The 25,379-nt window shown below is 62.1% G+C and carries 25 protein-coding genes; 9 read left to right on the top strand and 16 right to left on the bottom strand.

Translation table 11 applies throughout. The annotated features are described in order from the left end of the window. The first annotated feature begins 16 nt into the window (after window positions 1-16). The gene (locus ABTV87_RS03770; RefSeq protein WP_371321019.1) at window positions 17-880 is read left to right on the top strand and encodes a methyl-accepting chemotaxis protein; all 864 of its coding nucleotides are present in this window, start codon (window positions 17-19) and stop codon (window positions 878-880) included. 470 nt (window positions 881-1,350) lie between these two features. Next, the gene (locus tag ABTV87_RS03765) at window positions 1,351-1,734 is read left to right on the top strand and encodes a DUF6124 family protein (protein WP_007953801.1); all 384 of its coding nucleotides are present in this window, start codon (window positions 1,351-1,353) and stop codon (window positions 1,732-1,734) included. Between the two features lie 109 nt (window positions 1,735-1,843). Here the strand turns inward: ABTV87_RS03765 and ABTV87_RS03760 are convergent, their stop codons facing one another. From ABTV87_RS03760 to ABTV87_RS03735, 6 genes are all read right to left on the bottom strand, one after another. Beyond that, a complete protein-coding gene (locus ABTV87_RS03760) occupies window positions 1,844-3,217 on the bottom strand; it encodes a DUF1329 domain-containing protein (RefSeq protein WP_258712865.1) in 1,374 nt (457 codons plus the stop codon). Between the two features lie 160 nt (window positions 3,218-3,377). Next, entirely contained in the window at window positions 3,378-5,336 is a 1,959-nt protein-coding gene (locus tag ABTV87_RS03755; RefSeq protein WP_433899019.1) for a DUF1302 domain-containing protein, read from the bottom strand. 45 nt (window positions 5,337-5,381) lie between these two features. Continuing rightward, window positions 5,382-6,668, bottom strand: coding sequence for a phospholipase (locus tag ABTV87_RS03750; RefSeq protein ID WP_433899018.1), 1,287 nt, complete (start codon window positions 6,666-6,668; stop codon window positions 5,382-5,384). Window positions 6,669-6,784: 116 nt separating this feature from the next. Then, a complete protein-coding gene (locus tag ABTV87_RS03745) occupies window positions 6,785-8,353 on the bottom strand; it encodes an FGGY-family carbohydrate kinase (RefSeq protein WP_433899017.1) in 1,569 nt (522 codons plus the stop codon). A 20-nt stretch (window positions 8,354-8,373) separates the two neighbouring features. Continuing rightward, window positions 8,374-9,969, bottom strand: a complete 1,596-nt coding sequence (locus tag ABTV87_RS03740) for a glycerol-3-phosphate dehydrogenase/oxidase (protein ID WP_258712861.1) — start codon at window positions 9,967-9,969, stop codon at window positions 8,374-8,376. Between the two features lie 5 nt (window positions 9,970-9,974). Next, window positions 9,975-11,570, bottom strand: a complete 1,596-nt coding sequence (locus ABTV87_RS03735; protein WP_433899016.1) for an FAD-binding oxidoreductase — start codon at window positions 11,568-11,570, stop codon at window positions 9,975-9,977. Between the two features lie 211 nt (window positions 11,571-11,781). On the opposite strand from ABTV87_RS03735, the gene gliR reads away from it, so the two are divergent. Continuing rightward, complete coding sequence (gene gliR / locus ABTV87_RS03730) at window positions 11,782-12,810, top strand: AraC family transcriptional regulator GliR (protein WP_433899015.1); 1,029 nt, start codon at window positions 11,782-11,784, stop codon at window positions 12,808-12,810. Here the strand turns inward: gliR and ABTV87_RS03725 are convergent. From ABTV87_RS03725 to ABTV87_RS03695, 7 genes are all read right to left on the bottom strand, one after another. Next, window positions 12,807-13,175: a glyoxalase superfamily protein gene (locus ABTV87_RS03725; protein WP_007953815.1), complete on the bottom strand. Its 369-nt coding sequence runs from the start codon at window positions 13,173-13,175 to the stop codon at window positions 12,807-12,809. The two genes, gliR and ABTV87_RS03725, sit on opposite strands and share 4 nt — an antisense overlap. A 117-nt stretch (window positions 13,176-13,292) precedes the next feature. Next, window positions 13,293-14,750 carry an N-acyl-D-amino-acid deacylase family protein gene (locus ABTV87_RS03720; RefSeq protein WP_433899014.1) on the bottom strand — a complete coding sequence of 486 codons (1,458 nt, stop codon included), beginning with the start codon at window positions 14,748-14,750 and terminating at the stop codon, window positions 13,293-13,295. 1 nt (window position 14,751) lies between these two features. Next, window positions 14,752-15,612: a MurR/RpiR family transcriptional regulator gene (locus tag ABTV87_RS03715; RefSeq protein WP_258712857.1), complete on the bottom strand. Its 861-nt coding sequence runs from the start codon at window positions 15,610-15,612 to the stop codon at window positions 14,752-14,754. Window positions 15,613-15,627: 15 nt separating this feature from the next. Beyond that, window positions 15,628-16,977, bottom strand: coding sequence for a GntP family permease (locus ABTV87_RS03710; RefSeq protein WP_258712856.1), 1,350 nt, complete (start codon window positions 16,975-16,977; stop codon window positions 15,628-15,630). A 247-nt stretch (window positions 16,978-17,224) separates the two neighbouring features. Continuing rightward, window positions 17,225-18,118 (bottom strand): NAD-dependent epimerase/dehydratase family protein, encoded by an 894-nt coding sequence (locus ABTV87_RS03705; protein ID WP_115076469.1) that lies wholly within the window; start codon window positions 18,116-18,118, stop codon window positions 17,225-17,227. A 103-nt stretch (window positions 18,119-18,221) separates the two neighbouring features. Then, window positions 18,222-19,133, bottom strand: coding sequence for a LysR family transcriptional regulator (locus ABTV87_RS03700; RefSeq protein ID WP_007953823.1), 912 nt, complete (start codon window positions 19,131-19,133; stop codon window positions 18,222-18,224). A 60-nt stretch (window positions 19,134-19,193) separates the two neighbouring features. Continuing rightward, a complete protein-coding gene (locus tag ABTV87_RS03695; RefSeq protein WP_179692729.1) occupies window positions 19,194-19,784 on the bottom strand; it encodes an NAD(P)H-dependent oxidoreductase in 591 nt (196 codons plus the stop codon). Between the two features lie 203 nt (window positions 19,785-19,987). On the opposite strand from ABTV87_RS03695, the gene ABTV87_RS03690 reads away from it, so the two are divergent. Continuing rightward, complete coding sequence (locus ABTV87_RS03690) at window positions 19,988-20,302, top strand: putative quinol monooxygenase (protein ID WP_085608002.1); 315 nt, start codon at window positions 19,988-19,990, stop codon at window positions 20,300-20,302. Here the strand turns inward: ABTV87_RS03690 and ABTV87_RS03685 are convergent. Further along, on the bottom strand, window positions 20,292-21,056 hold the full coding sequence (locus ABTV87_RS03685) for a sulfite exporter TauE/SafE family protein (protein WP_258712855.1): 765 nt from the start codon (window positions 21,054-21,056) through the stop codon (window positions 20,292-20,294). The two genes, ABTV87_RS03690 and ABTV87_RS03685, sit on opposite strands and share 11 nt — an antisense overlap. 230 nt (window positions 21,057-21,286) lie before the next feature. Here ABTV87_RS03685 and ABTV87_RS03680 point away from each other — a divergent pair, with 230 nt between their 5' ends. From ABTV87_RS03680 to ABTV87_RS03660, 5 genes are all read left to right on the top strand, one after another. Further along, complete coding sequence (locus ABTV87_RS03680; RefSeq protein WP_258712854.1) at window positions 21,287-22,168, top strand: LysR substrate-binding domain-containing protein; 882 nt, start codon at window positions 21,287-21,289, stop codon at window positions 22,166-22,168. Window positions 22,169-22,213: 45 nt separating this feature from the next. After that, window positions 22,214-22,789, top strand: coding sequence for an NAD(P)H-dependent oxidoreductase (locus ABTV87_RS03675; RefSeq protein ID WP_433899013.1), 576 nt, complete (start codon window positions 22,214-22,216; stop codon window positions 22,787-22,789). 51 nt (window positions 22,790-22,840) lie between these two features. Next, entirely contained in the window at window positions 22,841-23,218 is a 378-nt protein-coding gene (locus ABTV87_RS03670; protein ID WP_258712852.1) for a MerR family transcriptional regulator, read from the top strand. A gap of 146 nt (window positions 23,219-23,364) precedes the next feature. Continuing rightward, window positions 23,365-23,874: a flavin reductase gene (locus ABTV87_RS03665; protein ID WP_007953834.1), complete on the top strand. Its 510-nt coding sequence runs from the start codon at window positions 23,365-23,367 to the stop codon at window positions 23,872-23,874. Between the two features lie 59 nt (window positions 23,875-23,933). Then, window positions 23,934-24,209 carry a helix-turn-helix domain-containing protein gene (locus ABTV87_RS03660; RefSeq protein WP_007953837.1) on the top strand — a complete coding sequence of 92 codons (276 nt, stop codon included), beginning with the start codon at window positions 23,934-23,936 and terminating at the stop codon, window positions 24,207-24,209. 50 nt (window positions 24,210-24,259) lie between these two features. Here ABTV87_RS03660 and ABTV87_RS03655 read toward each other — a convergent pair whose 3' ends face one another. Then, on the bottom strand, window positions 24,260-24,817 hold the full coding sequence (locus ABTV87_RS03655; protein WP_085607997.1) for a chorismate--pyruvate lyase family protein: 558 nt from the start codon (window positions 24,815-24,817) through the stop codon (window positions 24,260-24,262). 74 nt (window positions 24,818-24,891) lie between these two features. Then, window positions 24,892-25,257, bottom strand: a complete 366-nt coding sequence (locus ABTV87_RS03650; protein ID WP_102687318.1) for an ArsR/SmtB family transcription factor — start codon at window positions 25,255-25,257, stop codon at window positions 24,892-24,894. Window positions 25,258-25,379: the final 122 nt, after the last annotated feature.

Here is a 25,379-nt window from a genome sequence, read left to right as displayed (position 1 = left end):
ACAAGGCATCGCGCGCATGGGCGTGACCCTGCGTGACCTGATCAGCGGCATCCGCGACGGCGTGACCCAGATCGCCAGCGCCGCCGAAGAACTGTCGGCCGTGACCGAGCAGACCAGCGCCGGCGTGAACAGCCAGAAGGTCGAGACCGATCAGGTCGCCACCGCGATGCACGAGATGACCGCCACCGTGCAGGAAGTCGCGCGCAACGCCGAAGAAGCCTCGCAAGCCGCAGCTGCCGCTGACGGCGAAGCCCGCGAAGGCGACAAAGTGGTGAACGAAGCCATCGCCCAGATCGAGCGTCTGGCCAGCGAAGTGGTGCGTTCCACCGAAGCCATGAGCGTGCTGCAACAGGAAAGCGACAAGATCGGCAGCGTCATGGACGTGATCAAGGCCGTGGCCGAACAGACCAACCTGCTGGCCCTCAACGCCGCCATCGAAGCCGCCCGTGCCGGTGAAGCCGGTCGCGGTTTTGCCGTGGTCGCCGACGAAGTCCGTGGCCTGGCCCAGCGCACGCAGAAATCCACCGAGGAAATCGAAGGCCTGGTGGCCGGTCTGCAGAACGGCACTCAGCAAGTCTCGGCCGTGATGAACAACAGCCGCGCCCTGACCGACAGCAGCGTCGCCCTGACCCGCAAGGCCGGCGACTCCCTGGAAAACATCACCCGCACGGTGTCGAACATCCAGTCGATGAACCAGCAGATCGCCGCAGCCGCCGAACAGCAAAGCGCCGTGGCCGAAGAAATCAGCCGCAGCATCATCAACGTCCGCGACGTGTCGGAGCAGACTGCTGCGGCGAGTGATGAGACCGCCAAGTCCAGCGTTGAACTGGCGCGATTGGGTGGGCAGTTGCAGCAGATGGTGAGTCATTTCCGCGTGTAAACCCTGCACACGAAAGCCGATGTACAAAGAAGGGCAGCTGAAAAGCTGCCCTTCTTTTTTGTCCTTAAATTGCCAACTTCAGGAAGTAGATGACGCGTTCTGAAACGTAATTACACACGGTTGGCGATGGGTGTTTAAGGACACTCGGTGATACGTCCCGAAGCCCACAAAACCTTGCGCCGTTGCCTACGGCTACGCCAGAATCCGCCGGCTTGTGCGCCTTGGGCTGGCTGCGTAATTTGATTGCGTCACTGATTTCCAGTGATCGAGCTTAGCGGCTCGGGTAGTCGCTTTACGGTTGCACATGTCGAATCCAGTCAGGCACTCGCCTGCACTTGATGGTGGCTGTGCGCATGGCACCTTCGGGTGCGCCGGGTTTAAGGTGACTACCGGTCCGCTAACTTGCGCACAGCTGCCACCCTTTTGCTTAGCGGCGAAAAGGTGCGGCCTCAACCAAGAGGTTAGTCACCATGTTCAAGGTAACGCCAAACCCACCGCTCACCGACCCCACAATCATCCCGGATCCGGCATCCCCGTACGAATGCCCCGGCTCGAAACGCTTCAACGAAGCCGCCGAACGCGCCCTCGATTATCACCTGGGCCCACTCAGCGCCCACATCATGGCCGCGCCCTACAAACCCAACACCCTCTATCAGGCTCACCCCGAAGCCGACACCGAATCCCTGCTGGTAGACGCCAGCGAATCCCTCGGCTCCGCCACCGTCATGCTCAACAATCATGTTGCGCTGGTCGAGGGCAGCCACCGCAAGACCCTGCAAGGCATCGCCCAGATCGTGATGATCGCCGAAATGGCCGTTAACCGTGCGCTGGACAAGGTCGTGCCGACTGATTGATGCGGGAGGTGGCGAGTGCGGTGTGCTCGCCATTTTTTTGCTAAACCGAAAACCATCCCTCCCTCTCCACAGCGTGGTGAGGGAAGGAAATGCAGCTAAGTCAAATCACTCACCGCGTCCCCCGCTGCCGCAACGCCGAAGGCATGAAATACGAATCCTCCGGCACCGGTTGCGAGAAGTCGACGGTGGACGCCTCTTCGTTATCCAGGTTCTGCACGTAGTAACGCCGCGCCTGCAAGTCGTGGAATACGTCCAGTGCGCTCCAGGTGGTGGGCAGGTCGTAGAAGTTTTTCAGGTAGGCCATCGACACGCGCCACAGCTCCCCTCGCCCGTCGTATTGGTCCACAAGTGCGGCGCCCCAGCTGTCTTCGTCGAGGAACAGCACGCGTTTGGAATAGATATGCCGTGAGCCTGGCTTGAGTGTGCCTTCGACCACCCAGACCCGGTGCAACTCGTAGCGGGTGTATTGCGGGTTGAGGTGGCCGGGGGTGAGCAGTTGGGCGTATTTCACGTCGGGGCTGCCGACTTTGTAGTTGTTGTAGGGGATGTAGATTTCCTGCTTGCCCTTGAGCTTCCAGTCGAAGCGGTCCGGCGAGCCGTTGAACAGGTCGGTGTCGTCTGCGGTGCGCAGGCCATCGGAGGAGGCGATCGGCGTGTCGTATGCGAGGTTCGGCGCACGGCGCACGCGGCGTTGGCCGGCGTCGTAGATCCAAGCCTGGCGGGCGTCCTTGAGCTGGTCCAGTGTCTCGTGCACCAACGCTGCACCACCGGCGAGGCGGGCCGGGCTTTTCACGAAGGCGAGGTAGTAGAACAGGATGTTTTTCAGGTCGACGAACTGACCGCCCGGGCGGTAGTAGTTGAAGAAGCCTTCCTGCTGCGAGGTCACCAGCGCGAAGCTGCCGTTGCGCTGCACGGGTGCTTCGGAGGCGCGACGGACCACGTAGATGCCGCGATAGCGGGTGATGTGATTCCACAGCACTTCGACGCCATCCTTGGGCACCGGGAACGGCACGCCGCCATAGGCATCGGCGAACCCGCTGCCACCCTCCAGCAGTTTGGCCGAGGTCGCATTTTTCAGGGTGTTGTCATACAGCCACTGCGGCGCCGAGCCGGAGCGGCGCGAGGGATAGACCGGCATCTGGAAGGTGTCGGGGTAGCTGGTGAACAGGGCGATCTGGCCGGGGCTGAGATGCGCTTTGTACTGGTCGAGATTGGCCTTGGTGATGGTGAACAGCGGTTTGTCCGCCGCGTACGGATCCGGGTGATGCTGGCCGGGTTTGTAGCCGGCCGGTGCCTGGGTGATGCCGCCGGTCCAGGCCGGAATGGTGCCGGCCGCATTGCCGGCGCGCTCGGCGCCCATGGGGGTGAGCGAGGTTTTCAGTTGTTCGGCTTGCTGGGGCGAGATGGCGGCCAGTGTACTGCCGGCGGTGAGGCTCAAGAGCAACGCTAGTGTGGTCTTGGTCAGTCGTGATGCAGGAAACATGTTCGTTCTCCGAAAATAAAACCAGGTCTGCATAGCCAGCAAATCCCCTGTGGGAGCCAGCCTGCTGGCGATGGCGGTGAGTCAGGCAACACAACGTCTGGATGTGCCGTCCTCATCGCGAGCAGGCTCGCTCCCACAGGGGGCACCGGTGTTCTGGATATCAAAGGAAATACTTGAGGTTGAAACCGACGTTGTCGCGGTCGCGAATGCCGTTGTTCTGCCCACCGCCGTAGAACTCGGTGTACTGCAACTCGGCTTCGAGCCTGTTCTGGTAGTTGGCCTTGATCCCCAGCGTGTAGGCCTTGCGGCCCTCGATGGTGTTGCCGGCCTGGTAGCTGTTGCCCTTGAAGTCGTCCTTGTAGACGACGTAAGGCGAGACGTTGACCCCGGCGTACACGTCGTTCCAGGTGCCGTTGAACATCACCGTGTAGCTGTAGGAATCGCGATTGACCTGATCGTCGCGATCGCCACCGGACACATACGAAGTGTTGCCGGTACCGGCGTAGTAGCGGTTGCTGCCGTCGTAAGCGGTGTATTGCAGGCTGCTGCCGCGCAGGTGCTCGGAGGCCAGTTCGAAGATGCCGAACATCGAGTCGAACGACAGCGTCGGGCCGAAGTTGTAGATGCTGCCCAGCGAAGTGTTGAACGCTTCCACCCGCTCGGCGTTGTTGATCTGGCTGTCGAGGGTGACCATTTGCCCGCCGACGTTGATGGTCTTGCCGGACACCGCTGCGGCAGCGCCGTTGGCCAGATCGCCGATCAAATCGTTGGTGGCCGCGAGGCCGATGGGCAGGTTCGGTCGGTAGGCCACTTCACCGAACACCGAAGCCTCGCCCAGCGTGGTGTTGAAGCTGAAACCGTACATGCGGATGTCTTCGGCATAACGCCGATGGGCCTGGATGTTGCCCATCACATCGGCAGTCGCCAGCCCGTTGGCGAGGGCCCCGGCCTGACTGCCGGCAACGCTGGAGAGCATGTTGGTCAGGGCATTCATGTCGATGCCGTTGTAACCGCCCAGGTCGGCAGCGATGGTCGGCTCCTTGGCGTGGTAATTGACCATGTACAGGCCGAACTCGGTGCTGTTGAGTTCTTCGGCGATGTAGCGGAAGGCGAAGCCGAACTGGCCGTCATTGCGCGCGTTGTAGTCCTTGCCGATCGACGCCACTTTCAGTGTGTTGCCATAGGCCGGAGTCACGCCGTTGGCGTACAGGCCGGTGGACTTCAGCGCCGGGCCGAGCAACGGATTGTTGCCCAGCGCGCTGTACAGACCGATGACATTGCCGAACCCCGGCACCGGCGTATCAAGCGCGGTGCCGCTGAAGTTGTTGTAGGCGGTGTTGCCGCCGTCGGCAAACAGGTCGGTCTGCGAGTAGAACGTGCCGACCGGATCGATGCGGGTTTCTTTCCAGTTGGTCTGGTAGAAACTCTCCATCGTCAGGCTGTCGGTCAGGCCGATGTTGAAGCTGACCGCCTCCACTGGCATCAGCACTTCCTTGACCTCGGCGCCGGGCAAGCGATATTTCGCGGCGTCCACCGGGTTGGTGGTGTTGACCCCGCCGCGATAGAAAATCCCCTCGCCCCAGTTGAACACCTGCCGCCCCACTCGCGCGGTGACCGGCATTGATGCGACGTCCCAGGTGCCATGAACGTAGGCGTCGAGCATCTCGATCCGGCTGCCGGCGATGTCGCGGGTCTGGCCGGTGAAACGGTCCTCCTGGGGATAACTCTGGCTCGGCTGCGACGGGCTGTTGTTGTGGTAGTAGTCGTTGCGCTTGTCCATCAACTGGGTGTCGTAGAACGCGGTGCCGCGCAGGAACATCCCGTAGTTCTGGTAGTTGGCTTCCAGCTCCGAAGTGATCTTGTACACCTCGGAAACCAGCCCGGTGTCGAAGTTGCGATTGCCGTCGTTGGTGTTGACGTCATCGTTGGTCTTGTCCCGGCCCTGGACCCGCCACAAGCGGCCATAGGACAAGGTCGTGTCGAGCGAGCCGGTGACCTGATTGTCCAGCACGCTGAACTCGGCGGCCTGCACCGCATCAACTGCGCAGAGTTGCAGCAGCCCTGCCAAACCGACACCGGGGAGCGCTACGCCAGACAGGCGCAATCGAGTGTTGATCATCTGTTCCTCCTTCCCTGTTCTTATTGTTGTGTGTTGCCGCGATGCTTATGGCGCCAGCCCCGCACGGACAAAAATCCGGCTGTGGGCGCCGAAATGGCCGAGCAGCCGGAGCAGTTGCTGATTGAGCTCCGGGTGCTCGAAGGTCTCGCGCTGCAACTGATTGCCCGCGCTGAAATCGCTGGTGACCGGCGCCGTTTCCAGCCACTGGCCGATGGCTTCATCGAAGGCAGCGGAGTCGTCGACCGACTCAGCACTCACCACTTCCCGCAGGTAGTCCACGGAGTACGGCGGGTAACGCGCGTCCCCGGCGGCATCGGCGTAAGCGTCGAGCATCGGATGCAACTGACCGGCACGCAGCACGCGGCGCAGCCAGGTCGACTGGTATTTCTCGACTTCCATGTGGCGGGTCGCGACCCGTTCGATGGACGCCTGTTTGTCCTCCGCAAAACCGGCCAGCGCCTTGCCCTCCAGCAGCAGAAGGCTCGGCAGTTCGACGCCCGGCAACGGCTTGGCGTGATACGGCTGGGTCAGGTCCTGAACGTGGTGCAGGCCCCAGCCGAGAAAGCGATAACCCCAGTAAGAATGGCCGGTGGCAAACGCCAGTCGCGCCAGCCCCATGTACTGATACGCACGCCAGTCCGGCCAGCTGCGTTCGAGGAATTCGGCGGCCGCGTACACCACCGGGCTTTCATGGAAAAAGCCCATGTGGAACGGCGCCTGGGAGCTGTACTGGAAGCGCGCATCGCCAAACGGCTGCGGGCCGAAGCCATACAGCGCGGCGACTTCGCCGGGGTTGTCGCTGAACAGGTTGATGTCGTGGCCGTAATCCGGCTCGTCGGCAGCGCTCGCCAGTACGGCCAGAGGCGCGACTTTTTCGTGGTCGCTCACACGAATGAAACGCTGGCGATTCCACGGCGACAGCGTCTGCTCGACCATGACCTGATCGGCCTGCAGATGCTCGCGCTCGGGCAGGTCTTTGCCCGGCAACGGCTGGATGACCATCGCCAGAAAAATCTGCGGATTGATCCGCAGCGCGGTGAGAAAGTCGTGGCGCAGATTGTCGCTCGGCGCGGCGGGCAACTTGAGGTTGTCGGGGCGCGGCGGGTACTGCTTGAAATGCTCGCGGGCGAAGCGCTCCTGCTCATCGAGCAACGCGACGATGGCCGGATATTGCTCGGAGAGAAACTGCTCCAGCGGCTCAACTTCGACGGGCGACGCATCGCGCAACGCCGGCAGATCCTGCAACGCCAGGTAGCTGCCCACCGTATGGTTCGACCAGCCCCACGCCGTGGGGGCCATTGCGCAAAGCAGCAGGAGGGAGATCAGCTTCATTGCTTCTGGTTCTTGTTATGTGTGCCGAGGGGATCGAGCCTAACAATCGACCCCGCCTCTGACACTGTCCGATCTCACCAGAAAAGTTCTCCGATAGCGCCACGTGCGCTGTTCGTTCAGGCCGGGTAACCGGTGATCTTGCGGATGCTCTGGTACAACGGTTTGAGCTGCCGATACATGCGCAGATAAACGTCCTTGTACAGTCGCTCGTAGACCTGCTGCGCCTCGGGTTGCGGCTGAAACACCGCGCCAACCCGGGTCATCGCCGCAATTGCTGTGGGGAAATCCGCGTGCAGCCCCAGCCCCACCGCGCAGCAAATCGCCGCGCCCAGACCGGACGCTTCATAGACGTGCGGACGCTCCGCCGGCAGGCCGAAAATGTTCGCCGTCAGTTGCATCGCCGCATCACTTTGCGAACCACCGCCAGCGACGCGTAAACGGGTGACGGAGATCTTCGAGCGCTTCTCGATTTTCTCCATGCCCTGGCGCAAGGCGTAGGCCAACCCCTCAAGGATCGCGCGGTAAATGTGCGCACGGCTGTGCACGTCACCGAAGCCGATCATTGCGCCTTTGGCTTCCACGCCCGGTTCGCGAATACCGGGCGACCAATACGGTTGCAGCATCAACCCCATCGACCCCGGCGGCACTGCATCGACCAGCGCGTCGAACAGTTGCTCGGGCTCGATGCCCTGCTCTTTGGCCTGCTGCATTTCCCGCAGGCCGAACTCGTTCTTGAACCAGCTGACCATCCAGTAACCGCGATAAATCATCACCTCGCAGTTGTACTGATCCGGCACCGCCGACGGGTACGGCGGAATCAACGGGACGATTTCCAGATAGCGCGAACGGGTGCTGGTGATCGTCGCCGTGGTGCCGTAAGACAGGCACACCGTGCCCGAATCGACGACGCCGGAACCGAGCACTTCACAGGCCTTGTCGGCCCCCGCCGCGATCAGCGGGACGCCTTCGGGAATGCCGGTGTGGCGGCTCGCTTCGGCGCTGATATGGCCGAGGGTTTCACCGGGTTTGTGCAAGGTCGGCAGTTGCTCGGGACGCACCGCCAGCGCCTGCCATTTCCAGTCACGGGTTGCGGCCCAGCGCAGGCGCTTGAAGTCGAACGGCAAGTAACCGACGCAACAGCCCACCGAGTCGACGAAACGTCCGCACAGGCGATGCGTGAGAAACCCCGAGAGCAGCAAAAACTTGTCGGTCGCCGCCCACACTTCGGGTTGATGGCGGGCAATCCAGTTGGCCTCGGCCTGGGCGCGAAAGTAATCCACCGTAGCCTGCGCGCCGGCCAGTTTGAACAGCCAGCCCCACGGCCCCTTGATCCCGCCTTCGACTTGGCTCTGGCGCTGATCGAGCCAGAGAATCGCCGGGCGCAACGGTTTGCCCTGGGCATCGACGTTGATCACCGTGCCGCGCTGCGTCGTGAGAGAAACCCCGGCGATCTGCGAACGATCAATGCCGGTTTGCGCCCACACCTGCTGGCAGGCCTCACCCAGTTTGGCCCAGTAATATTCGGGATCCTGCTCGGCCCAGCCCGGTTGCGTCGAGTAATAGGCCTGCAATTCAACCTTGCCCTTGCCGAGCAGATTGCCCTGCAAATCGAAGAGCAGCGCGCGCACGCTCTGGGTGCCATTGTCGATGGCCAGCAGGTAATGCTTGTTCGGGTGGTTGTCCATGGAGCTCTCTTCGAGGGGCATCACTGCGCGATTTCCGGCAGGCCGTGATGGCGTTGCCATAACGCCTGATAGCGTTGCTGTTCCTGTTGCCAGTGTTCGTCGTCCCAGCCCAGTCGCGGCTGACAGAGTCGGCGAATGGCCGGGAAATAATCCGCGCCGCCACAGGGCAGCAACAGGCCGAGGCGGGTTCGGCGCAGCAGCAGGTCATCCAGGTGCAGGACCATTTCCGACTCGCAGGCGAAAGCCAGTTCCGCCCACAAGGTGTCGGTGGCGCCGACGGTGTCGAGGCCCAGTTCGGCGAGCAATTGCGCCAGCCTCGGTAGGTCCCGGCCATGTCGCCCGGCCAGACGTCGCCACTGGCCGGGGCTGAGACTGGGAATCGCCAGTGGCGGTACCGTCGCGAACACCGGCGCGGCATCATCGTCGAAAGAGCGACCGAGCATGTCGGCGCAGGCCTTGAGCACTTCGATGGCTTGCGGGCGAAACGTCGTGAGCTTGCCGCCGGCCAAGGTGACGCAACCCGGCTCCTGCCACAGCACATGTTCACGGGTTTCGTTCGACGGTTTGTCCTGATGCTCACCTGCCGTGCTGCCCACCACAGGGCGCACGCCGGACCAGGTTGAAAGCACGTCGGTTGCTGTCACTTCAGCGCCGGGAAACTGCTGTCGGCAGGCGGCCAGCAGATAGTCGAGTTCTTCGGTGCTGATGCTCGCGCTCTGGTCCAGATTCTCGCGGTGATCAAGGTCCGTGGTGCCGACCACCGTGGCGCCTTCCCAAGGGAAAACGAACACTGGTCTCCGATCCTGCTCGTGCATAAACGTGAAGGCCTGCGCCACTGGCAAGCGCCAGCCCGGCAGCAGCAAATGACTGCCACGCAACGGGCGCAACTGACGCGGCGCCTCGGATGGACGCAAGCGTTCAGCCCAGGCGCCGGTGGCCACCGCTAGCACACCACAACGCAATTGAATTGAAGCGCCGGCTTCGCAGTCTTCGACCTGAACCCCGCACACCCGCCCGTTTTCCCGCAGCAGATGTTCGACGCGTACACCGTTGAGCACCACCGCACCGTCCGCCCGCGCTTCGCTCAACACGCGCATCACCAGCCGCGCGTCATCAGTCAGCGCATCGACAAAACAGGTGCCGCCCAGCAGGTCATTTTCTTTCACGCCCGGCGCCAGATAACGCAGTTGCTGCGCATCATGGAAACGATGATCGCGGCGCCCGGCCAATGCGTCATAGATCGACAGCAGACCACCCAACACTCGCGGCCCGGGAAAGCCGCCGCGATAGTGCGGCATCATGAAACTCATCGGTTCCACCAGCCCCGGCGCTTCGTCGAGCAGACGCTGGCGTTCGCGCACTGAATCTCGGGTCAGGCGCCACTGGCCCTTGGCGATGTAGCGCAAACCGCCATGGACCATTTTCGAAGACCGACTGGAGGTGCCCCAGGCGAAATCACGCTGTTCCAGCAGCAGGCAACGCCAGCCACGGCGCGCGGCTTCACGCAGGATGCCGGCGCCGCTGATACCGCCGCCGATGACGATCAGATCCCAGGTTTCACCCGCCAGCGTCGGCAGGACTTGCTGGCGCCATTCGGCGTTCCAGTCCGCGCTCATCGCCGTCACTCCTGCAACAGCGTGCCGGGGTTCAGGCGCCCGGCCGGGTCGAAGTGCCGGCTCAGCGCCTGCAAGGTGTCCATCGCCAGCTCGCCCTTTTCGCGCGGCAGGTACGGCGCATGATCCTTGCCCACACCGTGCTGGTGGCTGATGGTGCCGTGGTTGTCGACGACGGTTTGACTGGCCGCGTGTTTGAGGGCCTTCCAGCGGGCCAGTGTCGCGGGATAGTCCGCCGCCGGGCGAAACACGTAAGTGGTGTAGATGCTCGAGCCTTCGCCGTAGACGTGGGACAGATGGGTGAACACGTGCACTCGCTCCCCCTCCGCCGCCAACGCATCGCGCAGGCTGTTTTCGATCCGGTTGAGCAGGTTGTCGACGTTGCTCCAGTCGGTGGCTGTTTCGAGGGTGTCGACCACGTAACCGGCGTTCCACAGGTTCTCCCGCAGATACGGAAAACGAAAGCGGTTCTGCGCCCACTTCTTGCCCAGCAGCGTGCCGGTGAACACACCGCCGAACGCTTTCAGATGCTGACGGGCCTGGCTCAGGGACAGCGCATTCTGCTTGCGATTGCCGGTCACGCCGAAGGTCAGCAGGCACTTGCCCTGCCCCGCACCGCGCAGGTTCAAGTATTTTTCCAGCCAGGCGATCTGTTGTGGATGGCCGGCCAGCGCCAGTTGGGTTTCGGTTTCCACCGCGTTGGATAAGCGCAGCATCGACAGCGGTACCCGCGCTTGCGCCAGTTGCTGAATGGCTTGCAGCGCCTTGCTCCAGCTGGGCAGAAACACACCGTAGAAACGCTCATCGGCCGGCAGCGCGCTGACCCGCACCTTGACCTCGGAAATGATCCCGAAACGCCCCTCGCAACCCAGTACCACTTCGCGCAGATCAGGGCCGGCCGCCGAGGCCGGGAAGGTTGGAATTTGCAGCGGCCCGGCAAAGGTTTCCAGGGTTCCGCCGGCGAACAGTTGCTCAATCCGCCCATAGCGCAGCGACTGCTGACCGCTGGAACGACTGGCCACCCAACCGCCCAGCGTCGACAGCTCCCACGACTGCGGAAAATGCCCCAGCGTGTAGCCACGGGCGCGCAATTGGCTTTCCACCTGCGGGCCGCTGGCGCCGGGGCCGAAAGTCGCCAGCAGGCTTTGTTCGTCGAGGTCGATCAGGCGGCTCATCCGCGCCAGGGACACCGTCACCACGGGCCGCGCAGAGTCTGGCGGGTTGATGTGCCCGGCCACCGACGTGCCGCCGCCGTAGGGGATCAGGCACAGGTCCTGCGCCTGGGCGAGCGCCAGCAATTGGCGGATGTGTTCGTCGGTTTCCGGGAACGCCACGGCGTCGGGGTAATTGCCCAGCGCGCCTTCGCGCAACGCCAGCCAGTCCGGCAGGCTCTGGCCTCGAGCATGCAGCAGACGGTCATGGGCATCGATGCTGTACAAGGCGTGTTCCGCCAGCCGCGAGACCGGCACGCGGGCCAGCGCCGCTTCGAGCGTCGCATCGGGCAGCGCGCGCCCCTTCCCCAGTCGTTCATGGAGAAAACTTGCGCCCTGGGCCGGCAGTTCGACCACCGTGGTTGCATCTCCCCAGCCGTTCCAGCGTCGCATGCGTGTGTCCTTCTGTGCAGTCTGATCAGTGAGATTTCAGGCCCTCATACTAGTCAGCCGGCCGAAAGTGTCACGGTCGCATCCGGCCAGTTCGAGTAGCCAATTGAGTCAAACGTCGCGCAAGCGTCAGCCATTTACTTTAGTCGTGGATTCAAATTACCTTTCAGGGCGCTCATCCGCCCGTGGCGGCCTCGATCAAGGGAATACGGTCATGCAATCGCTCGGCTTCACCTCCGTTCCGCCGCTGCTCAAGTACCTGCGCCATGCCGAACATCTGGGCCTGGCCATCGAGCCTGCGTTGGCGGCGGCCGGGTTGCAGGCGCAACAGCTGAGCGACAACAGCCTGCGCCTGCCGGGTGAAACCCATGAGCGGTTGCTCGATTACTTTTGCGAACACTCGGGCGATCCGCTGTTCGGCCTCAACGCCGCGAATTTTGTGCTGCCCAACTCCTGGAGCGTGCTCGGCTACATCACCATGAATTGCGCGACACTGGGCGACGCCATGAGCCGGATCATGCCGTTCGAAAAACTGGTGGGCGACATGGGCGTCAGCCGCGCCGAGGTGCACGACAGCCACGTGCACCTGATCTGGAGCTGCCGTTTTGAGCGCCCGCGGATTCGCCGGCACCTGGTGGAAAACGTGCTCGGCTCCTGGCTGCAATACGCACGCTGGATCGCTGACACCCAACTGTCGCCGGCCGCCGTGTGGCTGGAACACTCGATCCCGGCGGACACCACGCAGGCGCAGTACGAACAGTTTTTCGAATGCCCGGTGCTGTTCGATCAGCCGTATTCAGCGCTGGTCGTGCCGTTGCCGTATTTGCAGTTGCCATTGCGTCAGGCCGATGCGCATTTGCTGCGCACCCTGGAAGAACACGCGCAGAGTTTGATGGCGACGCTGGAGGATGCGTCGCTCGAACAGCGGGTGAAAAGCATCCTGCGCCAGTTGCTCAAGGAAGGTCTGCCGCGCAAGGAACAGGTGGCCGAACATCTCGCCGTCTCGGTGCGCACCCTGCAACGCCAGTTGCATCAGGCCGGCACCTCGTATCAGCAGATCCTCGACGAGCTGCGTCAGGAACTGGCCGAGCATTATCTGCTCAACAGCACCTTGCCGATTCAGGACATCGCCCAGTATCTGGGCTTCACCGAACCGCGCTCGTTTCACCGCACCTTCAAGAGCCGACGCGGCATGCCGCCCGGTGAGTTTCGGCAGACTCACCGGGTAGCGAACGACAGCTAGAGACTGATCGCGTTGGTGAACACCAGACGATTGCCGAACGGATCGGCGATGGTCATGTCCTGGCTGCCCCACGGCATGGCCTGGATGCCCGGGTGCGAGAACTTGTAGTTCTTGGCGACCAACTGCTGTTGGAACGCCTCCAGCTCATCGGTCTCGATCCGCAGGGCAGAACCCGGTGTCGCATCGCCGTGGTGTTCGGACAAATGCAGCACGCACTCGCCGCGCGAGACTTGCAGGTACAACGGGAAACCGGGTTCGAAACGATGCTGCCAATCGATCTTGAAGCCGAGGAAGTCGACGTAGAATTCCACGGCCTTGGCTTCATCGAAAATCCGCAGGATCGGGGTGGTTTTGCCGAAGCTCATGGGTTGCTCCCTGACTGATTGGCCCCAGAGTGTAGCCGGGGTGGATGTCAGCAATTCGGCTTGGTGATGGCTTTCTTTAATTGCAATGTGCCATCACCGTGACGCAGTCAGCAAAATTCAACGAAAGCCGTCGCGCAGATCACCCTGGCGCGCCAGGAACCGTCCTGGTCTTTGGCCATTGGCCTGACCGTCGCGGTAACTCAACACGCCATTGATCCACACGCCATCAATGCCTTGGGCGGCACGTTGCGGCTCGTTGAAATCCGCCACGTCACGCACGGTCGCCGGGTCGAACAACACCAGATCCGCCCAGTGCCCTTCACGAATCTCGCCCCTTTCCTTCAAGCCGAAACGCGCGGCCGACAGACCGGCCATCTTGTGCACGGCGGTGTGCAGCGGAAACAGCCCGACATCACGACTGAAATGTCCGAGCACCCGTGGGAAAGCGCCCCACAGACGCGGGTGCGGGAACGGGTCTTCCGGCAGGCCGTCGGAGCCGACCATCGACAGCGGATGAGCGAGGATCCGGCGCACGTCGTTCTCGTCCATCCCGTAATACACCGCACCCGCCGGTTGCAGGCGTTTGGCGGCGTCGAGCAACGACAGGTTCCATTCGGCGGCGATGTCCATCAGGTCACGACCGCCCATTTCCGGATGCGGCGTCGACCAGGTGATGGTGATGCGGTGGGCGTCGGTGACCTGCTTCAGATCCAGGGTCGAAGAACTCGCCGCATACGGATAGCAATCGCAGCCGACCGGGTGAGTTTTCGCCGCCTCTTCCAGCGAGGCGAGCAACTGCGGACTACGGCCCCAATTACCGGCGCCAGCACATTTCAGGTGGGAAATGATCACCGGTGATCGTGCGTGACGCCCGATGCGGAAGGCTTCGTCCATTGCTTCCAGCACCGGTTCGAATTCACTGCGCAGGTGCGTGGTGTACACCGCGCCGAACGCATTCAGTTCTTCGGTCAGTTGCATGACTTCATCGGTGGATGCGGAGAACGCACTCGCATACGCCAGGCCTGTGGATAAACCAAGGGCGCCCGCCTCCAGGCTTTCACGCAACTGTTCGCGCATCGCGCTGATTTCATCGTCGGTGGCGGTGCGAAACAGATCATCAAGATGATTGCTGCGCAGCGCCGTGTGGCCGACCAGCGCCGCGACGTTCAGCGTGGTGTTGGCCGCTTCGACCGCCGCGCGGTAATCGCTGAAACGTGGATAAACGAACGCCGCCGCCGAGCCGAGCAGGTTCATCGGATCCGGCGGATCGCCGCGCAAACTGACCGGTGCCGCACTGATCCCGCAGTTGCCGACAATCACCGTGGTCACGCCCTGGCTGAGCTTGGGCAGCATTTGTGGCTGGCGAATCACCACGGTGTCGTCGTGGGTGTGCACGTCGATGAAACCCGGCGCCAGCACACGCCCGGCGGCGTCGATTTCCTCGGTGGCGCGGGCCTCGCCCAAGTCGCCGATGCGCGCGATGCGGCCATCGAGGATCGCCACGTCGGCGGCGTAACCGGGGCTGTTGCTGCCGTCGATGACCAGGGCGTTGCGAATCAGGGTGTCGTACAGCATGTCAGTCTCCCAGCGGCAGGTGATCGTCGCCGCCACGGTATTCGTCGAGGGCGAGTTTGATCCGCCGCAGACGTTCTTGATTGTCTTCAGGATTGGCTAGCGCCAGCTCGGTGGCCAGCACGTCGATGGCGAGCAGCATGCCGTAGCGTGCCGCCGTCGGTTTGTAGATGAACGAGGTCTCGGCGCCTTGCAGCGGCAGGACAATGTCGGCCAGTTCCGCCAGCGGCGAGTCGGCGCGGGTGATGGCGAGAATCCGTGCGCCGTAGTTGCGCGCCAGCGCTACGGTCTCCAGCAACTCCGGGGTGATGCCGGTCAGCGAACAGACGATCACCACCTGCTCGGCGCTGAGGCTGGCGGCGGTGACGCGCATCATCACTGCGTCGTGGCACACCGCAATCGGGTAGCCGAGGCGCACCAGCCGCACTTGCAACTCATCGCTGCACAGGGTCGAGCAACCGCCGATGCCGAAGGCGTGGATCATCCGCGCCTGGCCCAGCAGTTTCACCGCATCGACGAAGCGCGATTCATCGAACGCCGCCAGATGCTGGCGCAGGGTGGTTTCAATATCGCCGACGATCTGCCCGTAAAACGCCGACTGTTCGGGCGTGCCCGCCGGGTCGAGGAAACGGCTGCCGACGCCACTGGCCTGGGCCAGTTGCAGGCGCAGGTCGCGCAGGTCGCGGCAACCGACCGTGCGGGCGAAGCGCGACAGCGTGGCAGTGCTGACTTCGGCCCGCTGGGCCAGCTCTTCGAGGCTGGCGGAGGCGGCAAATCCTACGTCGTCGAGCATCAGACGGGCGATGCGTCCTTCACCGGCGCTGAAGGAATCCTGACGGGCGCGGATCTGATAAAGGATGTCCATGGCGGATAACTCCGACTACAGCAGGTAAGAAAGACCGACGGTCAGGGCAAAAGCGACAACCGAGATCAGGGTTTCCAGCACCGTCCAGGTCTTGAACGTCTGGGCCACCGTCATGTTGAAGTATTCCTTGATCAACCAGAAGCCGCCGTCGTTGACGTGGGAAAAGATAACCGAGCCCGCGCCTGTCGCCAGCACCAGCAGTTCCGGGTGTGGATAACCCAGACCGATGGCCACTGGCGCGACCACGCCGGAAGCCGTGGTCATGGCAACGGTGGCCGAACCGGTGGCGATGCGCATCAACGCGGCGAACAACCAGCCCATGATCAACGGCGACAGGTGAAATTCGTGGGCCAGGCCGACGATCTGATCGGTGACGCCGGCGTCCACCAGAATCCGGTTCAGGCCGCCGCCAGCACCCACCAGCAAGGTAATGCTGGCGGTCGGTGCCAGGCACTCGTTGGTGAATTTGAGGATCGATTCCCGGTTGAAACCCTGCGCAATGCCGAGCGTCCAGAAACTCAACAGCGTCGCCAGCAACAGCGCAATCACCGAGTTGCCGATAAACAACAGGAACTGATTGAAGCCGCTGCCCGGCGTGGAAATCAGGTTGGCCCAGCCGCCGATCAGCATCAGCACCACTGGCAACAGAATGGTCGCCATGGTGATGCCGAAACCCGGCAGGCTGTTGCGAGGTTCGCGTTCGAGGAATTGTTTTTCCAGCGGGTTATCCGCCGGCAACTGAATGCGCGGCACGATGAATTTGGCGTACAGGGGGCCGGCAATGATCGCCGTCGGAATGCCGATGGCAATCGCATACAGCAAGGTCTGCCCGACCGACGCCTGATAGGCCTGCACCGCCAGCATCGCCGCCGGGTGCGGCGGCACCAGCGCATGCACCACCGACAGACCGGCGACCATCGGCAAACCGACCATCAGGATCGACACGCCAACCCGCCGCGCCACGGTAAAGGCAATCGGCACCAGCAACACGAAACCGACTTCGAAAAACAGCGGCAGCCCCACCAGAAACGCAATGCACACCATCGCCCAGTGCGCGTTCTTCTCGCCAAAGCGCTCGATCAGCGTGCGCGCCATCTGCTCGGCCCCGCCGGACTCGGCCATCATCTTGCCGAGCATCGTCCCCAGCGCCACCACCAGCGCAATATGCCCCAGCGTCTTGCCCACCCCGGCCTCATACGCCCCCACCACGCCGGACGGCGGCATCCCCGCCACCAGCGCCAGGCCGATGGAAATCAGGGTGATGACAATGAACGGATTGAGCCGGTAACGGGCGATCAGAACGATCAGGGCGATGATGGCAACGGCGGCGTAGACCAGCAGCCAATAGCCGAAGGACGGTGTCATGCGGTACTCCTCGAAAGGGTCACGTTCGAATGGGTTGTGAAACTCATAAATCATTTCGAGATCGAGTTTTCAAACGAAGTGAAAGTAATTTTCGTGGAGGGATAAGGGTTGTCGCTTTTGGATATGTCTTGTCGCGAATAATGAAAATCGAGGGGTGGGATTTTCATGATCCTCGGGCACAAAAAACCGGTGAAAACAAGCAAGCTTGCTTCCACCGGTCTTGGGGCGTCACCTTTTCAGCGTGGACTCACACCATTTCGTTACGAATCCATTCAACCACCGACGTACGCTTCGGCGCCCAGCCCAGCAGTTCGCGGGCGTGTTTGCCGCGTACGCGGCTGTTGGAGCCGAGGCCGTAGTTGGCCATTTCGTAGCCCCACTCGGCTTCGGCGTCTTTCAGCGGCCAGTCTTGTGGCTCGCCGAGGTTCAGGGCCTGGGCCATGGCGGTGGTCATGTCGATGAACGACGCTTCGCCGCTTTCGACGAAGTAGAAGGTGCCCGGGACGTTTTTGGTCAGGGCCAGCAGGTACAGCGCCACCACGTCTTCGATGTGCACGTTGGACCAGATGTTCTGACCGGTGCCGACGTGACGCACTACGCCGCTTTTACGTGCCTGTTTCAGCAGACGCGGCAACTGCACGCTGTCGCGATTGACGCCCAGGCTGTGGCCGTAGATCAGGGTGTTGCAGATGACGGCCGAGTTCACACCGTCCTTCGCTGCCGCGAGGATCAGGTTGTCGATGGCCACCCGTGCGGCCTTGTCGACGGTCGGCTCCGGCAGGTTGTCTTCGAAGTAGATGACGTCGCTGGATTTGCCGCCCGAGGCGTCGCCGACGATGCTCGAACCGCTGGTGTGCAGGAACACTTTGTTCGAGCCGCGCAGGGCATCGAGCAAGGCTTCGACCGCGCCGCGATGGTCGCTGCTGGCGGCGTTGATCACGGCGTCGGCGGCGCGGGCCTGTTCGGCCAGCAATGCGTTGTCGTCGAGGGTGCCGATTACCGGGGTGATGCCCAGTGCTTTCAGCTCATTGGCCTGTTCGGCGCTGCGTACCAGACCGGTGACGGTGTGGCCGGCCTGGACCAGACCGGTGGCGATGGAGCCGCCGATAAAACCGGCAGCGCCGGTGACGAATACGTTCATGGAGAAACTCCCTGCGTGAGTAAGTGATGCAACGAGTATCGACCGCCGAGCTCGGTGGAAAAACCCGCCCACAACCAAATCACTGTTGCGCAGGGATCACGAATCAGCCTTTGAAATCGGCGCTGGCGTAAGCCGCCAGTTTGCTCTGGATGAAGTCGAGGAAGCACTGGATGCGCAGCGCCAGCTGCGAGTTGCGGTAGTACACCGCGTTGATCGGCTGGCGATAACCGCTGTTGAATTCCGCCAGCAACACCTTCAGCCGCCCGGCACGTATGTCGTCGATGGTCATGAAGTGCGAGAGGCAGGCAATGCCCTGGCCTTCCAGCGCCAGATGGCGAACCGTCTCGCCGCTGGAGGCGCTGATTGCCGGAGTGATCGGCCAGCGGTCACCGTGCACGTAACGCAGCGGCCACTGGTTGAGGCCTTCGTTCTGGGTGAAGCCGAGCAAGGTGTGTTCGCTGAGATCGGCCACTTGCAGCGGCGCGCCGTGTTTTTCCAGATAGGCGGGACTGGCGACGATCAGCAGCGGACTGCAACCCAGCGAACGAGCATGCAACGTCGAATCGGCGAGGGTGCCGATGCGGATGGCGACGTCGGTGCTTTGTTCCAGCAGGTCAATGATCAGGTCATTGCTGTTGAGTTCGAGCTGGATGTCCGGGTACAGCCGACGGAACTCGTCGATGTACGGCACGATGGCGTGGAGCATGAACGGCGATGCGGCGTTGATGCGCAACCGTCCTGATGGCGTCTGCTGACGGGAAGAGAGGCGCTCTTCGAGTTGATCCATCTGGTCGAGGATCAGCTTGGCCTGTTCGAAGAAATACTTGCCCTCCTCGGTCAGGTCCATGCGCCGGGTGGTGCGGTTGATCAGCGTGGTGTCGAGCTTGGCTTCCAGCCGCGACAGCGTGCGGCTGACCGCCGACGGCGTCTGTCCGACCTGCTCGGCGGCGGCGGAGATCGAACCGCATTCGATCACGCAGACGAAAATCTGCAACTCATCGGATCTGGCTTTCACGGGTGTCCTCGAATCGAAAGGCCTGCAGCGCAAGCTCAGGCCTTCGATAGTAGCCGAGCGTCAGGCCTTGAGGCCAAACACCTCGGTCAGATGCTGCTCGTAGCGCGCCACATCCGCTTCGATGTTCGGGCGTTTCATCACGTCCACACAGAGGAATGTCGGCAGGCCGGTCATGCCGAGAAACTCGTTGGCCTTGTGGAACGGGAAGTACACGGCGTCCACGCCTTTGGCTTCAAAGAAGTCGGTCGGATCATCGAACGCCTGCTGCGGTGCGTTCCAGGTCAGCGACAGCATGTATTGCTTGCCCTGGATCAGACCGCCGCTGCCGTACTTCTGCGACGAATCGGAACGGGTGCGGCCATCGCTGGCGTAGAGGCTGCCGTGGCCTTCGGTGAATACTTCGTCGATGTACTTTTTCACGGTCCACGGCGCGCCCATCCACCAGCCCGGCATCTGATAAATGATCACGTCGGCCCAGAGGAATTTGGCGACTTCTTCGGCGATGTCGTAACCCTCGTCAATGAAGGTGGTCTTGACGTCGACACCGCCACGATCCAGCACGCTCAGCGCCGCTTCATGCAGGGTGGTGTTGTAGCGACCGTCGGAGTGGGCGAATTTTTTACCGCCATTGAGCAACAGCACTTTTTTCATGGGAGAGCCTCGATCGGATTCCGATGCGCAGCGCAGAGCGCTGGATGGAGAAGGGGAAAAATTCAATGGCGGCAGATTAGCGATCCGCCTCGCGCGGAATAAGCACCGGTTGCGCAAAATTCATTTGAGTAAAACGCACGAATCGAATGCCGATTGTTGCCGTAGGATTGACCGCCATCTAAATCTGAATGGAGTTTTTTGCGATGAGCGAACGCCAGGGTTTCATCCTGCACGCCAAGACCCGCCCGGAAAAAGCCGAGGCCTTCGAAGCATTTTTCCGCGCCTATGTCGAACCGAGCCGCGCCGAACCCGGCTGCATCGAGTACCACATGCTGCGCGACAAGGAAGACCCGAGCCTGTTCATTTTCTACGAGATCTGGGAAAGCCAGGCGCATCTGGACGTGCACTCGAACCTGCCGCACATGCAGCAATTCCTGGCCCAGCGCATGGAGTATCTGGAGCGGGATTTCGATATCCGCCCGATTGAAATGCTCAGCGATTCGTCCGCTAGCCGCTGATCAGCAGATGGGCGCCGAGCGCGCCCAGACCAATGAAGAACACCCGCTTGAACAGCACGGCGCTGATGCGCTGACGCAGCCATTGGCCGAGCAACATCCCGAGCACCGCCGGGATCAGCGCCAGTAGCGAGGCGCTCAACTCCGCGCCACCGAGCGACCCGCGCCAGAGCAATCCACCGGCCAGTGCCAGGGTCGACACGCTGAAGGACAGGCCCAGCGCCTGCACCAGCTCATCGCGGCTCAAGCCCAGGGCCTGCATGTACGGAACGGCGGGAATCACGAACACACCGGTGGCCGAAGTAATGACGCCGGTGATCACGCCACACAGCGGACCGAGCCACGGTTCATGGCGGCGACTGACACTCAGCGTCGGCAGGAACAATCCGCTCAGCGCATAGAGCAACAGCGCCGCGCCGAGCCCGCGCACGACCCAATGCCCGCCCGCCATGCCGATCCACAAAGTGCCCATGGCCGTGCCGAGAAAGATCGCCAGCAGCATCGGCCACAAGCGTTTCACCAATCCCCGCAAGTGCCCGCCGAACGCCAGTTGCCAGACGTTGGTGAGGGTCGCTGGAATGATCAGCAACGCCGCAGCCTGCGACGGTGCCATAGCCAGACCGAGCAAACCCATGGCAACGGTGGGCAGGCCGAGACCGATCACGCCTTTGATCAGACCGGCGACGACGAAGGTCGAAATCACCAGCAATGAAAGGGCCAGACCGAGGTTTTGATAGAAATCTGCGAGTGCGTTCATCGCCACACTTTGCGCCTGCGCGGGTGAACTGAAAATCTGTCATACACTGAGGCAGCCTCTACCTGTACAAGAGGCTTGTAAATTCTTCGCGGCCACTGGCCTCTTCGCGGGCAAGCCCGCTCCCACAGTGTTTGTGTTGTACGCAGAACTTGTGTTCGACATCGGACCTGTGGGAGCGGGCTTGCCCGCGAAGGCGTCAGGACTGACACCACTGATATTGAGGCTGTCCCATGCACTTCGACCTCACCGACCTGCGCCTGTACCTGCACATCATCGACAGCGGCAACATCACCGCCGGCGCCGCTCGCAGTCATCTGTCGCTGGCGGCGGCCAGTGCGAGGATCCGGGCGATGGAAGCTTCGTTGGGCACCGAGTTTCTTGAGCGCGGGCGCCGTGGCGTTACGCCTACACCGGCCGGCAAAGCCCTGGCGCAACATGCGCGGGTGTTGCTGCAACAGGCCGAACGCCTGCAACAGGATCTGGCCGAATACGCGCGCGGCGTCAAAGGCCAGGTGCGTCTGCTGTGCAACACCACGGCGCTCAGCGAATACCTGCCGGAGGTGCTGGCGGATTTCCTGCGCGAGCACCCAAACCTCGACATTGATCTGCAGGAATTGCCCAGTGCCCGCATCACCCATGCCTTGCGTCAGGGCGCGGCGGATCTGGGCATTGTGTCCGACGCGATCGACACCACCGACTTGCAGACCCGAGCCTTTCGCGATGATCCGCTGATGCTGATTCTGCCGCTGGAACACCCACTGTCTGACGCGACCGAAGTCAGCTTCAGCGACGCCCTGCGCCACGACTTTGTCGGGCTGCACGTCGACAGTGCTCTGGCGGTGTACCTGGAAGAACAGGCACTGCACAGCGGCTCGCGGATGCAGATCCGTATCCGCGCCGATGGTTTCGACGGGGTGATGCGCATGGTGGCCCGCGGTGCCGGTCTGGGCATCGTGCCGCTGGCGGCGGTTCAGCGTGCCGCGCCGCAAGCCTTCAAGACCCTGCCGATGAATGAAGGCTGGGCCAGGCGCAAACTGTTGCTGTGCGCCCGCGACTTCGCCGCCCTCCCCACCTATGCCCGCGCCCTGCTCGACACCTTGACTCTGCCCTGAGGGGCAGACTTTACCCTTGGGGTTTCTTCCTCAGGGGCATTCATGATGGGCAAGCGGATTTTGTTGATTCTCGGCCATCCATCCAGCAAAAGTTTTTGCGCGGCACTGGCCGGACGCTACGCACAGTCAGCTCGCGCGGCAGGGCACGAAGTACGGGAAATCGCCCTCGGCCAGCTCGATTTCGATCCGATCCTGCGCAAAGGTTACCGTCAGGTTCAGACCCTTGAACCGGATCTGCTCCAGGCCCAGGCCGACCTGCTGTGGGCCGAACACCTGACGCTGGTGTACCCGATCTGGTGGGGCGGGATTCCGGCGCTGCTCAAAGGTTTTTTCGACCGGGTCCTGCTCCCCGGCTTCGCTTTCAAGTACCGCCAGGGCAAAGCGTTCCCCGACAAACTCCTGCATGGTCGCAGCGCCCACCTGCTGGTCACTATGGACACCCCGCCCTGGTATTACCGCTGGATCTATCGCATGCCCGGCCTGCACGAGGTGCGCAAAAACACGTTGGCGTTCTGCGGTATCGAACCACGCCGGACACTGACCTTCGGGCCGGTGCTCGGCGCCAGCGACCATCAGCGCGAAACCTGGCTGAAGCAGGCCGGATCGATTGCCCGCCATTGAGTTTTCCGCTATTGCTGCTCGGGCCCGCTGACGGAGAAAAGGGATTTGCACATGTACATCGGCCAGGCCGCACAGCGTTCGGGAACCACGATCAAGACCATCCGCCATTACGAGTCGATCGGCCTGCTGCCCGAGGCCCCGCGCCAGGGCAAATACCGGGTCTACGACCCGCAGACGGTCGAACTGCTGAGCTTTATCAAATGCGCGCAGGCGCTGGGTTTTCGCCTCAGGGAATTGCAGGCGATCTTCGCCGGCCAACCGGAATTGTCACCCTACGAAAAAGCCCGCCGCGCGATTGCCGACAAGCAAAAGGAAATCGCGGCGCAGCTGCTGAAACTCACCCGACAGCAAGAGGAATTGAGCACGCTGGAGGCCAGCCTTGAACAGGCGCAACAGCAATGCCTGTCGAGCGTATCGACCGCAAAATAAGCACAAGGAATAGCTTGCAAGGTACGTATACATACGTACTATATCGCCAGAGCGAACGTGTTGCCCGATACCCGTTTTCGCACAACGACAACGGACAAGGAAGAACGGATCGGCTCCATTAAACCTACATGGAATGAGGTGACGCGATGGTTGATTCAACGGAGTTTCGTAATGCAATGGCGATGCTGGGGAGTGCCGTCACCATCGTCACGACCGATGGCCCTGCGGGGCGTTTCGGCTTTACCGCGTCGGCGGTGTGCAGCGTGACGGATTCACCGCCCACGCTGCTGGTGTGCGTCAATCGCTCGTCGTCCAACCACGAGCATTTCAAGACCAATGGCGTGCTGTGCGTGAACGTCCTGACCGGTGATCACCAGTCGACATCAGGGGCGTTCGCCAATCGGCAGTTGAGCATGCAGGAGCGTTTTTCCAGCGTGAACTGCCAGACCCTCAAGACCGGTTCGCCGGTGATCGAAGAGGCGCTGGTCAGCCTCGATTGCCGGGTCAGCAAGGTCGACGAGGTCGGCACCCACAGCATCTTCTACTGTGAAATCCTCGAGCTGCAGCAACACAGCGAGGCCACGGAAGGCCTGGTCTATTTCAACCGCAGTTACTACCGTCTGAACGACGAACTGCGCTTGGCACCCGAGCAGTGATCCAGACACCCGCCGGCCTCGGCTGACGCCGGCCGGCGGGTCATGACAGGGATGTAACCATGCTATTCAATGAAGACAACTTCGCGGATATCGACCTGAACCTGATCATCATTTTCCTGGTGTTGTTCCGCGAACGCAGCGTGTCACGCACGGCCGAGCGCCTGCACGTCAAACAACCCGCCATCAGCGGATCGCTGGCACGACTGCGCAAGCGGTTCGATGATCCTCTGTTCCTACGGTCATCCAGAACCATGCGCCCGACCTCGAAAGCCGAGCAACTGGCGCAAGCGCTGACGCCGGCCATCAAGCAGATCGAAGCGGTGATCCGGCTCTGAAAAACCGGCGAAAAAAACCTGCGGGCGTGAACGCCCGCAGGTTTTTTTCATCAGGCCGACTTGAGCGCCTGAGCGTATTCAACCCGTGCCCAGAAGGCAGGCAAAAAGCACTCGCTGACCAGCAGCGCCGAACCATTGCGGGTGAAACGCGAACGCCGGGCCAGCAGACGTTTGGCCTGTGGCGCGAAGCGATAGGACAGCGCCGCCAGCGGTGCGCCGGGGGACAGCAAGGCGCACTGGAAAGGCTCGCGCAGGGTCTGCTCCGACGTGTAGAGAATCTCCGCCAGCGGTCGACGGCCATAGCCGTTCAGATCCGCCCAGTCGCCATTCAGTGCCGGCACGCTGGTCAGGCTGCGCGCGGTGACGCAGGCTTCGCCATCGAGTTTCATCACCACTTCACGCACCCAGCCGATAGTGGCCGGCGGCACGTTCAGCGCTTGCGCTTCTTCAGGATTGAGCGGGCCATGGGACTGCTCGACGACTTCGATTGAATAATCGCCCATGGCTTTCAGACGTGGGGTCAGTGCCCCGGGCAAAAACAGCCAGTGATGCTCGGAGCCGGTCAATTCCGACAGCGGTCGCGATGACCAGTAATGACTTGTATCCATACCCGCTCACACCTTCCTGGTGATGGTGAATTGTTGGTTGCCGTGGAAGGCCAACCCTTCACCGGCGGTGTCTGTCACTCGGCTCCGTTTTCTTCGGTCACTTCGTGTTTGCTGATGACGCTGATGGTCTGTTCATCGGTCTTGACCGCCGCCAGCAGCGAGTCGAGCAATCCCGGAAAACGCACGTCCATGTCTTCACGACGCAGGGACAGCAGGTTTTCCCGACCGTAAGGGCGCTGCCAAATCAGACCGCTGTCGCGCAGAACCCGCCAGTGGTGGGTCATGGTCGACTTCGATGCGCCCTTGAGGATCCGGCCGCATGGATGTTCCTGGCCATCGGACAACACTTTCAACACGGTCAGGCGTAGCGGGCTTCCCAATGCGTTCAGCACATTTTCCAGAAGGATCTGATCCTGATTGGGATGATTCGGGACGTTCATAGGTAGCTACCCTTGATGATATAGGCGGGAAAAATCCGGCTTGTATTCGTCTATACGAGAACAGTAAGACTATACACAAGATGCTTTTTCCCCGCGACAGCCGCCCCGAGGGCGGCGTCCCG

The sequence above is a fragment of the Pseudomonas sp. PSE1(2024) genome (genome assembly GCF_050990555.1).
Classification (GTDB): Bacteria; Pseudomonadota; Gammaproteobacteria; order Pseudomonadales; family Pseudomonadaceae; genus Aquipseudomonas; species Aquipseudomonas aphyarum.
This window is presented reverse-complemented; position numbering and strand designations above follow the sequence as displayed.